The organism is Streptomyces sp. NPDC023481 (assembly GCF_055560195.1).
The window spans coordinates 621401-635483 of the sequence record NZ_JBVHJE010000001.1 but is presented as its reverse complement, the minus strand read 5'-3'; the positions used below and the strand labels follow the sequence as shown (position 1 = coordinate 635483).

Sequence of the window (14083 nt, the reverse complement as noted above, 5' to 3'; positions counted from 1 at the left end):
CCCCCTGCCGGCGGGGCAGGGGGGCCGTACGGCCTTACGTGGTGAGATGGCCCGGGCCGAAGGCCTGGGGCAGCATCTCGGAGAGCGGCAGGACGCCCGCGGGGGTGTCCAGGAGCAGGTCCGGGCCGCCGAACTCGTAGAGCAGCTGGCGGCAGCGGCCGCACGGGACCAGCAGCGCGCCGGCGCCGTCGACGCAGGTGAAGTGCGTCAGCCGGCCGCCGCCCGTGCGCTGGAGCTGGGAGACCAGACCGCACTCGGCGCACAGCGAGAGGCCGTAGGAGGCGTTCTCGACGTTGCAGCCGGTGACGGTGCGGCCGTCGTCGACCAGGGCGGCCACGCCGACCGGGTAGCCCGAGTAGGGGGCGTAGGCGTGGGACATGGCCTCCCGTGCCTCGGCGCGCAGCGCCTCCCAGTCGAACGTGTCGGTTCCCGCGGTCACTTGCCCTGGCCCTTCCGGTACCGCATGCCGTCCGCCTTCGGCATCCGCAGGCGCTGCGCGGACAGCGACAGCACGAGCAGCGTGACGACGTACGGGGTGGCGCCCACGAAGTCGCTCGGGACCTCGTCGGTGAGCAGGTACCAGACCAGGACCAGCGCGGCCATGACGGCGCTGACCACGCCCTGCACCAGGGCCTTCTTGTACAGCTTCCAGCCGGCCAGCAGCGCGAGCAGCACGACCAGGAGCAGCAGCAGGGCGTGGACCGTGACACCGCCGTTGCGCAGCTGGAGCGCGTCGGAGTAGCCGAACAGGCCCGCGCCCATGGCCAGTCCGCCGGGGCGCCAGTTGCCGAAGATCATCGCGGCGAGGCCGATGTAGCCGCGGCCGCCGGTCTGGCCCTCCAGGTAGGTGTGCGAGGTGACCAGCGCGAGGAACGCGCCGCCGAGGCCGGCGAGGCCGCCGGAGACGGCCACGGCCGCGTACTTGTACCGGTAGACGTTGACGCCGAGGGACTCCGCGGCGACCGGGTTCTCGCCGCAGGAGCGCAGCCGCAGCCCGAAGGGGGTGCGCCACAGCAGCCACCAGCTGCCGGCGAACAGCAGCACGGCCAGGATGGTCACCACGGACAGGTTGGTGATCAGACCGCCGATGATGCCGGCGAGGTCGGAGACCAGGAACCAGTGGTGCTTCTCGATCGAGGCGAGGCCGTCGGAGAGGCCGGGGACGGTGACGTCGGGCAGCGTGTCCGCGGGCGGGGACTGCTTGGGGTTGCCGCCCGCCTCCGCGGCCTTGCCGCCGGCGAAGAACAGCTTGGCCAGGTACTGGGTGGCGCCGAGCGCGAGCAGGTTGACGGCGACACCGGAGACGATGTGGTCGACGCCGAAGGTGACGGTGGCGACGGCGTGCACCAGGCCGCCGACGACGCCGAAGCCGATGCCGCACAGCAGGCCGAGCCAGGGGCTGGTCTGCCAGCCGATCCAGCCGGCGCCGAAGGTGCCGAGGATCATCATGCCTTCGAGGCCGATGTTGACCACGCCGGCCCGCTCGGACCACAGGCCGGCGAGTCCGGCGAGTCCGATCGGCACGGCCAGGCCGAGGGCGGCGGCGACCTGTCCGGCGGAGTCGAGCTGGTTCGCGCCGGTGATGACGCGGACGGCGGCCACGAGCAGCAGCGCACCCGCGACGATCATGAGGATCAGGCCGGGGGAACGGCCGGAGCGCTGGGGCGCGCCCGCCGCCTTGGGGGCCGCCGGCGGCGGCGTGTCGGTCATCGTGGCAGTCATCACGCCACCTCCTGCTTCTTCGTCGGGGCGGCGGCCTGGGCGGCGAGTTCGGCGCCGACGCGCTGCTGCTGGCGCTTGAGGCCGTAGCGGCGTACGACCTCGTAGGCGATGACGACGCACAGCACGATGACGCCCTGGATGACGCCGAGGATTTCCTTGTCGTAGCCCTGGAATTCCAGGTGGTTGGTGGTGCGCTCCAGGAAGCCCCAGAGCAGGGCGCCGAGCGCGATGCCGATCGGGTGGTTGCGGCCGAGCAGCGCGATGGCGATGCCGGTGAAGCCGATGCCGGCCGGGAAGTCGTTGCTGAACTGGTGGCTGTCGTTCAGCAGGGTCGGCATGCCGATCAGGCCGGCCACCGCACCCGAGATGACCATGCTCGTGGCGATCATCTTCTTCACCGAGACACCGCTGGCGCCGGCCGCGCTCTCGGACTGGCCGACGGTGCGCAGGTCGAAGCCGAAGCGGGTGCGGCCGAGGACGAACCAGTAGGCGATGCCGACGATCACCGCGATGACGATGAAGCCCCACAGCTCACCGGCCGGGCCGGTGTCGAAGCTGAAGAAGTACGAGGAGGCCGGCAGCGGCTTGGTGGAGACCAGGGTGCCGGCCTGGTCCAGCTGGCCGAGCTTTCCGGGCTGGAGCAGGTAGGCGATGATCGCGGTGGCGATCGAGTTCAGCATGATGGTCGCGATGACCTCGCTGACGCCCCGGGTCACCTTGAGGATGCCGGCGATGGCCGCCCACAGGGCGCCGGTCGCCATGGCGCAGATGATGATCAGCGGGATGGCGAGCCAGCCGGGCACGGTGAGCGCCCCGCCGAGGACGGCGGCGACGAACGCGGCGAGCCGGTACTGGCCGTCGACACCGATGTTGAACAGGTTCATGCGGAAGCCGACGGCCACCGCGACGCCCGCGAGGTAGTACGTGGTCGCCTTGTTCAGGATGTAGACCTGGCTGTCGCTGGCGAAGCCGTAGGTCACCATGTCGCTGAAGGCGTCGCCGGGGTTCTTGCCGGTCGCGAGGATCACCAGGGTGGTGACGAGGAGCGCGGCGACGACCGCCAGCAGGGGGGCGGCGAGACCGAGGAGCAGCCGCTCCCTGTCGATCCGTGAGGTCAGCTTGTTCATCGCGCGTCGTCCTCTGTGTGCTCCAGGTGGCCGGTGGCCGCACCCGTCATGGCGGAGCCCAGCTCTTCGGGGGTGATCGTGGCGGGGTCGGCGTCGGCGACCAGGCGGCCGCGGTACATCACCCGCAGGGTGTCGGAGAGGCCGATCAGCTCGTCCAGGTCGGCGGAGATCAGCAGCACGGCCAGGCCCTCGCGGCGGGCCTCGCGGATGTAGTCCCAGATGGCCGCCTGCGCGCCGACGTCCACACCGCGGGTGGGGTGGGCGGCGATGAGCAGCTTCGGGTCGTGGCTCATCTCGCGGCCGACGATCAGCTTCTGCTGGTTGCCGCCGGACAGGGAGGCGGCGGTGACGTCGATGCCGGGGGTGCGGACGTCGTAGGCCTCGACGATGCGCTGGGTGTCGGCGCGGGCGGCCTTCAGGTCGAGCAGTGCGCCGCGCGAGTTGGGCTTCTCGGTGACGTGGCCCAGGATGCGGTTCTCCCACAGCGGTGCTTCGAGCAGCAGGCCGTGGCGGTGGCGGTCCTCGGGGATGTAGCCGATGCCGGACTCGCGGCGGGCGCGGGTCGGGGCGTGGGAGATGTCGGCGCCGTCGAGGGTGACGACACCGGCGTCCGGGTGCCGCATGCCCATGATGGCCTCGACCAGCTCGGACTGGCCGTTGCCCTCCACGCCGGCGATGCCGAGGACCTCGCCCTTGTGGATGGTGAAGGAGATCTCGTCCAGGATGATCCGCTCGACGCCGTCGAGGTCGGTCTGCGCCAGGTGCAGGCCGTCCACGGTCAGCATCGCGACGTCCGTGACGGTGGACTCGTGGGTCTCCGGGGTGGGCAGTTCGCTGCCGACCATCAGCTCGGCGAGCTGCTTGGGCGTGGTGCCGCGCGGGTCGACCGTGCCGACGGTGGTGCCGCGCCGGATGACGGTGATCTCGTCGGCGACGGAGAGCACCTCGCCCAGCTTGTGCGAGATGAAGATGACGGTGAGGCCCTCGGCCTTGAGCTCGCGCAGGTTGTCGAAGAGGGCGTCGACCTCCTGCGGCACGAGGACGGCGGTGGGCTCGTCCAGGATGAGGGTCTTGGCGCCGCGGTAGAGGACCTTGAGGATCTCCACGCGCTGGCGGTCGGCGACACCGAGTTCCTCGACCAGCGCGTCGGGCCGTACGCCCAGGCCGTAGGCGTCGGAGATCTCCTTGATCCTGGCGCGTGCCCTGCCCCCGATGCCGTGCAGCTTCTCCGCGCCCAGGACGACGTTCTCCAGGACGGTGAGGTTGTCGGCGAGCATGAAGTGCTGGTGGACCATGCCGATGCCGCGGGCGATGGCGTCGCCGGGGTTGTGGAGGACGACCTGTTCGCCGCTCACGGTGATGGTGCCCTCGTCCGGCTGCTGCATGCCGTAGAGGATCTTCATCAGGGTGGACTTGCCGGCGCCGTTCTCGCCGCACAGGGCGTGGACGGTGCCCGTGCGGACCGTGATGTCGATGTCGCGGTTGGCGACGACGCCGGGGAAACGCTTGGTGATGCCGCGCAGTTCGACGGCAGCGGGAGGGCTGGACGCGTTGATGGCGCACTCTCCTCGGGGAAAGGGGCTGCGGGGAGGGGGCAGGCGTCGGCGACGCTAGCGCGGCAACTCCGTGCTACACGCGTAGAGTTGACACATTGTTATGGCTCGGCGAGGGGCCGGGTCAGGCCCCCGCGCCGAGCCGTGGGTCCGACGGGACCCGTCAGGTCACGGGGTGGTCTTGACCTTGATCGAGCCGTCGACGATCTTCTTCTTCGCCGCGTCCAGCTTGGCCTGGATGTCGGTGATGAAGCCGCCGCTGGTGGCCAGCTTGACGCCGTCCTTGGCCAGCGAGTACGTGTTGGTGCCGGACAGCGGCTTGCCGTCGTGGACCGACTTCACGAAGTCGTAGACACCGACGTCGACGTTCTTGACCATCGAGGTCAGGATCGCGTTCTTGTACTTGCTCAGACCCGGGATCTGGTACTGGTCCGAGTCCACGCCGATCGCCCAGGCGCCCTTCTTGCCCGCGACGGCCTCGATGGCGCCGTTGCCGGAGGAGCCGGCCGCCGTGTAGATGACGTCCGCGCCGTTGTCGAGCATGCCCTGCGCGGCCTCCTTGCCCTTGTCGGGGCTGGCGAAGCCGGAGGTGTCCGAGCCGTGCGACAGGTACTGCGTGTCGACCTTGATCTTCGGGTTGGTGTCCTTGACGCCCTGGACGTAACCCGCCTCGAACTTCTTGATCAGGGGGACGTCGACACCGCCGATGAAGCCGACGTGCTTCGACTTGGTCTTCAGGGCGGCGGCGACACCGGCCAGGTACGAGCCCTGCTCCTCGGTGAAGGTGATGCTGTCGACGTTCTTGCCGTTCACGACCGAGTCGACGATGCCGAAGCTGGTCTTCGGGTACTTCGCGGCGACCTTGGCCATGGAGGCGGCGTAGGCGTAGCCGACACCGATGACCGGGTTGTAGCCCGCGTCGGCCAGGTCGGACAGGCGCTGCTCGCGGTCGGCCTCGGTGTCCGAGGTCTTCGCGGTCAGCTCCTTGATGTCGCCGCCGAACTCCTTCTTGGCCTGGTCGGCACCGCGCGCGGCGGAGTCGTTGAACGAACGGTCACCACGGCCGCCGACGTCGAAGGCGAGGCCGACCTTGACGCCCTTGCCGCCACCGGAGGGGGACGAACCGGTGTCGTTCTCGGAGGAGGTGCTGCCACACGCGGTGGCAGTCATGGCGAGTGCTGCGGAGGCGATACACGCAGCGGAAAGCTTGGCTACCCGGCGCACGGGAAGGCTCCTTCACCTGACCTGAGCGCCTTGGCGGCGCCTTGATGTGAGCACCATGGCAGTGCTCCGGCCGAGACGCCCTGTCGGCGTCGGCTTCGCGGCATCGTAACGCGCGTAGATGTCGCAAAAAACCCTCCTGGGAAGCCGTTATCGATTCGAGGCAAACAGTGTTTGAACTCGGTCTCCCGGCCTTCTCACGCGGGTGTAGCGCACCGTGTACGAATGGCTTGCTTCCGTGTTGCGCCGCCCGAGCGAACGGTCCCCGAGGGGGCCGCCGACCACCACCGCGGACCCCTGCCGGGGCCCGGGGAGCACGTCGGCTGCGGGTCCTGCCAGAGCCCAGGCAGGCCTCAACCGCGGGCCCCGCCAGAGTCCTGATCCAGGGAAGGCCTCAGCCCGCGGGCTCCCTCAAAGATCAGGAACGCCCCGGCCACGGAACACGGCCAGAAACCAGGAATGCCTAGGCCGCGGGCCACGGAACCCTGCCGGCATCCAGGCACGCCAGGCCGCGGGCCCCGCCCGGGCCCGGGCGGGGGCCCCAGCCCACGACTCCCGCTCAGCCCCAGGCCGGCCTCAGGCCATGGATCCCGCCCAGACCAGTCCACCTGAGCCGCAGGCCCTGCCACGGCACAGGAACGCCCCAGCCGCGCGCCCCGCCCAGGCCCAGGCTGACCTCTGCCGCGCGCCCCGCCCATAGGCCCAGGCCCACCTCAGCCGCGAACCCGCCACAGCACTTGAAACGCCCGAGCCGCAGCCACACCGGAGTCCAGCGAAGGCCTCACCCGCAGCCCCGCCACAGCACAGGAACGCCTCAGCGCGGGCACCGCCCAGGCCCAGGCCGACCTCACCCGCGGGCCCCGCCAGAACCCAGGAACACCCCACCCGCGGCCCCGCCAGAACCCAGGAACACCCCAGCCGCGGCCCCGCCAAAGTCCCGGAACGCCTCAGCCGCGGGGGCCGCCCGGGTCCAGGAAGGCTGCTGCGGTGAACATCTCCACACCGACCGTGATCGCGTGCTCGTCCGCGTCGAAGTCGCCCTGGTGGAGATCGCGTACGGTGCGCTCGCCGGGGCGGCGCACCCCGAGGCGGGCCATCGCGCCGGGCACGTGCTCCAGGTACCAGGAGAAGTCCTCGCCGCCCAGGCTCTGCTCGGTGCTCTCCACGGACTTCATGCCGCGCCGGGCGACCATGGCGCGGCGCAGCACCTCGGTGGACTCCCGGTCGTTGACGACCGGCGGCACCCCGCGCACATAGGTGATCTCGGACTTGGCCCGGTGCAGGGTGGCGACCTCGTCGATGGCCGCGTGCACGATGTCGGGGGCCTGCCGCCAGGCCTCCAGGTCCAGGCAGCGCACGGTCCCGGACAGCTCGGCGTGCTGCGGGATCACGTTCGGGGCGTGGCCCGTCTCGATCCGGCCCCAGGTGAGGGCGAGCCCGGCGCGGGTGTCGACGCGGCGGCCGATCAGCGCGGGGACGTCCACGGCGACCCGGGCGGCGGCGGTGACCAGGTCGGTGGTCAGGTGGGGGCGGGCGGTGTGCCCGCCGGGGCCGTCGAGCGCGATCTCCAGCCGGTCGCAGGCGCTGGTGATCGGCCCGTGCCGCAGCCCCACCTTCCCGGCCTCCACCCTGGGGTCGCAGTGCACGGCGAGGATCCGGCCGACCCCGTCGAGCACACCGTCCTCGATGGCGTCCAGGGCGCCGCCGGGCAGCACCTCCTCGGCGGGCTGGAAGAGCAGCCGCACCGGGCGGGGCAGCAGGCTCTTGGCGTGCAGGTCGGCGAGGACCAGGCCGGCGCCGAGGACGACGGTGGTGTGTACGTCGTGACCGCAGGCGTGGGCCCGGTCGGGCACGGTCGACCGGTACGGGCAGTCGGCCTTGGTGTCCGGGATGGGCAGGGCGTCGATGTCGGCGCGCAGCGCGAGCAGCGGTTCCGGTGCCCGCTCCCCCTCCGCGAGGCCGATGTCGCAGACGAGTCCCGTTCCGGCACTCAGGACGCGGGGCTTGAGCCCGGCCCGCTCCAGCCGCTCCTTGATCGCGGCGGTGGTACGGAACTCCTGGTTGCCCAGCTCGGGGTGCATGTGCAAGTCGCGCCGGAAGGCGACCAGTTCGGCGTGCAGGGACTCGCTCAGCACGCCGGGGAGCACATCACCCGTAAGGCCGGCCTCGGACTCTAGGGACATCAATTGCTTCACCCTCTGAAGGGTAGGACGCCCGACTGGTCAACTGCCCCTCGTTCAACAAAACTTCAGCCCGTTAGGGGAAGAAAATCTGACCGGCGGACGCATGGCGGCGGACTCTGGTGGGTATCACCCATGTTTCCTCTTCCACGGATACCACGGCTCGGCCGGATCACGCGCGCGATGTCCACGAACCGGACCCCGCCGGCCGGCCCCGGCGCCGTCCGGCGGCCGCCGGGGCGCTCACCCCTCCCGGCCGTCCGGCCCGGACGGGCCGCCGGTCGCCATCCGGGTGACGCGCACCACCTTTCCCGGCACCCGCCGGCCCGCTCGCGCGCCTAATTTACTTTTAGTCCGCTCTTCGAGTGACGGCCTAACAGGTATCGCGCGTATTTATTTCGGCGCGCCTCGATATGGATAACCTGCGGACCCGGCAACACATCACACGTCACACGAGGAGAAGAAAAAAATGTGGAACATGCTCGCCTGGACCATGATCGCCTGTACCTCCCTCTGCACTGCGGGATCCGTTTTCGTACGACCGCATCAGTGCCGAATGCGGCAGACCGACACCCTGGAATTGCGGCGACGGCGGCGCATGGTGGAAGTGCTGCAGCGTGAGGTACGGGCCATGAGTGACGCGTCGGGTTGCTCCGATGGCAGGAAATCCTAACAATCCACCCCAGGGGCTGTCGGCGAGACAGAAAACAGCCCCTACGCTTTGAGGAAACATTTTTTCAGACTCCGCCACCGGCGCGTACCAGCTGCTTGTCCATTTCTCATACCAGATGGGCATAGGGCCGAACGACACCTTGAAAAGGTGTTTGTCCGGCTACTCTCTTCACTCGTTTGCCGCACACCCATCGCCGCATGGTGCCGTTAGTTGCAGCATGACGAAGGCTCTGAGGGGTCAGGTACTCGATTCTGTTGCCAGGCGGCCCGTGCGGCTGGGTTCCTACACCTATCTGCCGGCGCCCGCCGAAACGCACAGCGCCAAAGGAGTTCTGATGAGGGGTGGACTGCCTGTCACACTGGAGGCGACCGAGGAGATCCTCCAGGAATTCATGGACAGAATGAACTCGCTGGAGACCGACATCTCCCAACGCTGGGTGGGCGCGGACACCTGGTTCCGTCTTTCACCGGCGGAATGACATCGCCCATGCAGCACGAGACAATGGGATCGTACCCGGACCTCCCCGCCGACTACGTGGACGACTACCACCACGGCAGGGGGCGGCACCGCTCGCCCACCGCGGATTTCTCGAACCCCCTGATCCCCCCGGACTCGGGCTGGGACCCCGCGGAGGAACTGGCCTACATGCTCCGGGACACCATGGAGCAGCAGGCGAGGATTCCCGGCGGGCGCGAGGAGGACCACCCCGTCGCCCCGGAGCCGATGACGCCCCGCGAGGCCCTGGTGGAACTCACGGCGGAACTGCCCCCGGTGCGGGCGGCTCCCCGGGGCCACCGCAAGGAACGCAGGAGACAGCGGCCCGGCAGCGTCCGCGTCGCCAGCTGTCTGATCGCCGCCGCGGCGACCGTCATCGCCTCGGGGGTGAGCATCTTCGGCGGCCTGATCGCGTACGACCCGCTGCGCTTCGTGGCGGCGGCCCGGACCCAGAGCAGCGTGGTGTCCTGGTGGCCCCTCCTGATCTTCGGCCCCTGGCTGGTGGCGTCGCTGTCCATCCTCCGGGCGGCGCTGCACCAGCGCCGGGCCTTCCACTCCTGGTCCGTCCTGCTGGTGTTCTCGGCCATCGCCATGGCGCTGTGTGTGGCGCAGGCACCGAAGCACATCGTGGACACCGTGGCCGCCGCCCTGCCGAGCCTCGCCTCGCTGGCCTGCTTCCAGCAGGTGGTACGGCAGGTCACGCTGACCAGGCCGCCCCGGCGGACCTTCCCCCGGCACCGGTCGCAGCCTGCCGAGAAGGCCGCCGGCGAGGAAACGGCGGCACCCCAGGAGGGCACGCTCTACACGAGCGGCGACCTGCCCCGGAGCAACTTCGCAGGACCGGCGGGGGACGCGGTCGTCGGCGGCCCGGCGGTCCATGACCGGCTCTCCGGCCCCTCGCGTCGCCCCGGTTGGACCGGCGACCGTCCCTGACCGTTCGCGGCGGCGCCACTCGGCCGGGGTCCGGTGCCGCCTGGCACAGCTGGAGGTTCCCCATCGATGAGCACTTTCCGTACGCCGGTCCGAGCGGCCGCCGTGCGGTCCGCCCGGGGCCGGACGGTCGGTGGCGCCGCGTGAACACCCTCCTCACGGCGCCCCCGCTCATGCCCGATGTCGCCCGGTTGCGGCCCCGCCAGCAGATGGGCATCGACTGCGCCGTCTGCGGCCTTCCGCTGGGGCCGAGTGGCCGGGTGCTGGGCGAGGTGCGCTACCGCGGCCTGCCGTTCCGGCTCTGGGTCTGCTCGGGCGGCTGCCCGAACCACCCTTCCGCCCCCGGCTGAGGCCGGGGGCGTCCGTCATGCCGGGACCACCGCCGTCAGCCGGTGGACGTCGCGGGCGGTGTCGGTCACGCCGGACAGGAAGCCCTGGGCGCGGGGTGAGGCGGTGTCGGTGAGCCAGCTCGGGTCGATGTCGCAGACCGCGACGCGGACGCCCGTGCCGGCCAGGGCCAGCGGGAGGGTGTGGACGACCGTGGAGGGGAAGCTGAGGACCGTGCGGCCGATGGGGCCGCGCCGGGCGATCAGCTCCAGGGGCAGGTCCGGGCGGACGATCTCCAGGCCGGTCTCGACCGCCAGCCGGTGCAGTTTGTCGGTGCTCTCGCGGCGGTGGGCGAAGTAGCGGGTCACACCGTGGGCCTCGGCCAGGTGGTGGACGGCCTCCAGATAGCGGTCGCCGTCCACCACCCCCGTCTCCACCAGGGAGGTGCCGACCATGTCCGCGCCGTTGGTGATGCGCGGCGGCCCGAAGCGGGACCGGGTCCAGGCGAAGTCGTTCGCGGTGACCGTGACGCCCTCCGGGACCTCCGTCACCGGCATGGAGGAGAACACCTCGACCCGGCGGCGCGGGCTGGGCGTCAGCCGGCGGCGGGCGGAGGAGGACACCGGCGCGAAGAGCAGGTCCCGGGCGCCGGGCCGGCCACCCTTGCGGTGCCAGCGGACCAGGCGTTCGCCCCGGGCCAGCTGGGCGACGAACTCCATCGTCGCCGTGCCGTCGTCCACGACCACCAGGTCGCGGGCGCGGGTGATGGTCAGCAGGAGCTGTACGTAGCGGGAGAACGGGTCGCCCATGACGATCCGGTCGGCCCGGCGCAGGGAGCCGGCCAGCCCGCCGATGGTGCGGAACGGCGCGGTCGTACCGCCCCGCGCCTCCTCCCAGCGCACCCGGTACCCCTCGTCCCGCGCCAGATCCGCCATCCGCCGCAGCTGCCCCCGGGTCATGGGGTCGGTCGGCGCCAACACGATGAGGGTGAGCCACACCCCGGCGGCCGCCGCGCCGGCCGGCCCCGTACGGGTCGCCTGGGCAGCCCCTGTACCGGCCGCGTCCCCGGTGGCCGCCCCCGCACCGGTGGCTTGCGCGCCGGCCGGCGACCGACGGACCTGCGCGGGTACGGCGGGCGCGGGTCCGGAAGGCCTGGCGGACGCAGGCTCACCGGGCACGCCGGCCGCGGGTCCGGCCGGTGCGGGCCCGGCGGGCGCAGGCTCAGCGGGCGCGAGCCCGGAGGGCACGGCAGGTGCGGCCCCACCCGCCACCACGGCCGGGGGTCCGGCGGGCGCCGGCAGTCCCGCCTGCGGGGGCAGGACCGGCGAGGGCACGTAGCCCGCAACCGGTCCCGCGCCGCCCCGCCCGGGCGACGCTCCGGGCTCCGCGCCGCCGGCCCCGTACGGCCCTGCCGACCCCGCGCCGCCAGGCCCGCTCGGCCCTCCCCCGCCGCCCGGGGCGCCCGGGCGCTCCGAGGGGTGCCCGGGCGGGGGCGGCGGCGCGGCGGGCGGCAGGCCCTGTTGGTGGGCCCACTCCAGTACGTTCAGCAGTTGTACCGGGCTCTCCACGAAGGCGAGCGTGTGGGCGGGGTGGCCGGACCGGCCGGCGCGGGGGCTCATCGGCGTACGACCGTCCCGTCGTCAGTGACCTGGACTCACACCGCGACCGGCTCGCCCGCCGCCGCGGCGATCTCCGCCTCGGCGACTGCGCCGGCGACCCGGCGCAGCTTCTTCATCGGGCCCAGCTCGGAGTCGTAGACCTTCTTGACGCCGTCGCCGAGGGAGGCCTCGATGGTGCGGATGTCGCGGACCAGGCGGGTGAGGCCCTGCGGCTCCACCGACGCGGCCTGGTCGGAGCCCCACATGGCGCGGTCGAGGGTGATGTGGCGCTCGACGAAGGCGGCGCCCAGCGCGACCGCGGCCAGCGTGGTCTGCAGGCCCGTCTCGTGGCCGGAGTAGCCGATCGGGACGTTCGGGTACTCCTTCTCCAGCGTGTTGATCACGCGGAGGTTCAGCTCCTCGGCCTTCGCCGGGTACGTCGAGGTCGCGTGGCACATCAGGATGTTGTCGCTGCCCAGGACCTCGACCGCGTGCCGGATCTGCCGCGGGGTGGACATGCCGGTGGAGAGGATGACCGTACGGCCCGTGGCGCGCAGGGCGCGCAGCAGCTCGTCGTCGGTCAGGGACGCGCTCGCCACCTTGTGCGCGGGGAGGTCGAACTTCTCCAGGAAGGCGACGGCCTCGGTGTCCCACGGGGAGGCGAACCAGTCGATCCCCTTCTCCTTGCAGTACGCGTCGATCTGACGGTACTCGTCCTCGCCGAACTCCACCCGGTGGCGGTAGTCGATGTACGTCATCCGGCCCCAGGGGGTGTCCCGCTCGATGTCCCACTGGTCGCGCGGGGTGCAGATCTCGGGGGTGCGCTTCTGGAACTTGACGGCGTCGCAGCCGGCCTCGGCGGCCACGTCGATCAGCTTGAAGGCGTTCTCCAGCTCACCGTTGTGGTTGATGCCGATCTCGCCGCAGATGTAGACGGGCCTGCCGGGGCCGACCTCGCGGGAACCGAACGTGCGCAGACGGGAGTTGGTGCTCATCAGGGGGTGTCCTTACTTGGGGAGGGAATCGAGAGAGGGGCCGAGGATCCAGCTGGCGATCTCTCGGATCGCGCCGTCACCGCCGGGGACGGTGGTGACCGCGCGTGCGGCGCCGCGTACGACGTCGTGGGCGCTCGCGACCGCCACGGGCCAGCCCACGAGGGCGAAGCACGGCAGGTCGTTGACGTCGTTGCCGACGTAGAGCACGCGCTCCGGCGCGATGCCCTGCTCCTCGCACCACTGCTTCAGCGCGAGGTCCTTGCGGTCGATGCCGTGCAGCACGGGAAGCTTCAGCTTCCGGGCGCGGGCGGCGACCACAGGGTTCTGTTCCGTGGACAGGACCAGCAGCTTCAGGCCGCTTCTGCGCAGGGCCGCGATGCCGAGCCCGTCGCCGCGGTGCACGGCGACGAACTCCCGTCCGTCGGAGTCGATCAGCACCCGGTCGTCGGTCTGGGTGCCGTCGAAGTCCAGTACGACCGCGTCCACGTCGTCGGCGGTCGGCAGCGAACCGGGGCGGTTCGCGTCGAAGAGGGGCGCGAGGGCCCGGGCCCGCGCCAGGTCGTGCGGGTCGTCGATCTCCAGCACCCGGGCCGGGTCGGTGCGGACCAGCTCGGTGCGGCCGAAGAAGCGGTGGCCGTGCGTGCGGAAACCGGCCGCGTCCATCGCGTAGGCGGCGCCGGTCTCCAGGAAGTCCTGGGGACGGTCCTGGCGGCGCGGGCGGTAGGACTTGTCGTGGTTGACCCCCACGCCGGCCCCGCCCTCGGCGTCGGGCCCGGCCTCCCGCCAGACGAAGCCGTGGAAGGGGGCCACGGTGACGGCGGTGTCGGCGCCGTTCTCGGTGACCGCCGCGGCCACCGCGTCGATGTCCTCGCGGACGAGGAAGGGGCTGGTGCACTGCACGAGCAGGACCGCGTCGACGCGGGCGCCGTGCAGGGTCTCGTGGGTGTCCATGGCGTGCAGCACCGCCGCCTCGGAGGTGGCGGTGTCCCCGGCGATGGCGGCGGGCCGCAGCACGACCTCGGCGCCGGCCTCCCGGGCGGCGGCGGCGATGGCCTGGTCGTCGGTGGAGACGACGACGTCGGTCACCAGCCGGGTCGCCCGGCACTCGCGCACCGCGCGGGCCACCAGCGGAACACCGCCGACGGGAGCGAGGTTCTTCGCGGGCACGCCCTTGGAGCCGCCGCGGGCGGGGATCACCGCGAGCACCCGGCGGACGGGGGCGCCCGGACCCGCTTGCGAGTGGGACATGGGGTGTACTCCTT

The 14083-nt window shown here is 71.6% G+C and carries 12 protein-coding genes; 3 read left to right on the top strand and 9 right to left on the bottom strand.

Annotated elements, in window-relative coordinates:
• Positions 1-34 precede the first annotated feature (34 nt).
• The 6 genes from ACZ3ZD_RS03025 to ACZ3ZD_RS03000 form a co-directional block, all read right to left on the bottom strand.
• Positions 35-439, bottom strand: a complete 405-nt coding sequence (locus tag ACZ3ZD_RS03025) for a cytidine deaminase (RefSeq protein WP_467392810.1) — start codon at positions 437-439, stop codon at positions 35-37.
• A complete protein-coding gene (locus tag ACZ3ZD_RS03020; protein ID WP_467392808.1) occupies positions 436-1722 on the bottom strand; it encodes an ABC transporter permease in 1287 nt (428 codons plus the stop codon). Before ACZ3ZD_RS03020 ends, ACZ3ZD_RS03025 begins: the two co-directional genes overlap by 4 nt.
• Positions 1722-2849, bottom strand: coding sequence for an ABC transporter permease (locus tag ACZ3ZD_RS03015; RefSeq protein ID WP_467392806.1), 1128 nt, complete (start codon positions 2847-2849; stop codon positions 1722-1724). The genes ACZ3ZD_RS03020 and ACZ3ZD_RS03015 overlap by 1 nt, the downstream gene beginning before the upstream one ends.
• Complete coding sequence (locus tag ACZ3ZD_RS03010) at positions 2846-4372, bottom strand: ABC transporter ATP-binding protein (RefSeq protein WP_467393289.1); 1527 nt, start codon at positions 4370-4372, stop codon at positions 2846-2848. The genes ACZ3ZD_RS03015 and ACZ3ZD_RS03010 overlap by 4 nt, the downstream gene beginning before the upstream one ends.
• Positions 4373-4570: 198 nt before the next feature.
• Complete coding sequence (locus ACZ3ZD_RS03005; RefSeq protein WP_467392804.1) at positions 4571-5626, bottom strand: BMP family lipoprotein; 1056 nt, start codon at positions 5624-5626, stop codon at positions 4571-4573.
• 944 nt (positions 5627-6570) lie between these two features.
• Entirely contained in the window at positions 6571-7806 is a 1236-nt protein-coding gene (locus tag ACZ3ZD_RS03000; RefSeq protein ID WP_467392802.1) for a M20 family metallopeptidase, read from the bottom strand.
• Positions 7807-8810: 1004 nt separating this feature from the next.
• On the opposite strand from ACZ3ZD_RS03000, the gene ACZ3ZD_RS02995 reads away from it, so the two are divergent.
• From ACZ3ZD_RS02995 to ACZ3ZD_RS02985, 3 genes are all read left to right on the top strand, one after another.
• Positions 8811-8954, top strand: coding sequence for a hypothetical protein (locus ACZ3ZD_RS02995; RefSeq protein ID WP_467392800.1), 144 nt, complete (start codon positions 8811-8813; stop codon positions 8952-8954).
• Between the two features lie 8 nt (positions 8955-8962).
• Positions 8963-9904 (top strand): DUF2637 domain-containing protein, encoded by a 942-nt coding sequence (locus ACZ3ZD_RS02990; protein WP_467392798.1) that lies wholly within the window; start codon positions 8963-8965, stop codon positions 9902-9904.
• A 140-nt stretch (positions 9905-10044) separates the two neighbouring features.
• Positions 10045-10251, top strand: coding sequence for a hypothetical protein (locus ACZ3ZD_RS02985; protein WP_467392796.1), 207 nt, complete (start codon positions 10045-10047; stop codon positions 10249-10251).
• A gap of 15 nt (positions 10252-10266) precedes the next feature.
• Here ACZ3ZD_RS02985 and ACZ3ZD_RS02980 read toward each other — a convergent pair whose 3' ends face one another.
• The 3 genes from ACZ3ZD_RS02980 to ACZ3ZD_RS02970 all read right to left on the bottom strand — a co-directional run bounded on the left by ACZ3ZD_RS02980 (position 10267) and on the right by ACZ3ZD_RS02970 (position 14069).
• Positions 10267-11406 carry a hypothetical protein gene (locus tag ACZ3ZD_RS02980; protein WP_467392794.1) on the bottom strand — a complete coding sequence of 380 codons (1140 nt, stop codon included), beginning with the start codon at positions 11404-11406 and terminating at the stop codon, positions 10267-10269.
• 476 nt (positions 11407-11882) lie between these two features.
• The gene (locus ACZ3ZD_RS02975; RefSeq protein WP_467392792.1) at positions 11883-12821 is read right to left on the bottom strand and encodes an N-acetylneuraminate synthase family protein; all 939 of its coding nucleotides are present in this window, start codon (positions 12819-12821) and stop codon (positions 11883-11885) included.
• A gap of 12 nt (positions 12822-12833) precedes the next feature.
• Positions 12834-14069, bottom strand: a complete 1236-nt coding sequence (locus ACZ3ZD_RS02970; RefSeq protein ID WP_467392790.1) for a cytidylyltransferase domain-containing protein — start codon at positions 14067-14069, stop codon at positions 12834-12836.
• Positions 14070-14083 lie beyond the last annotated feature (14 nt).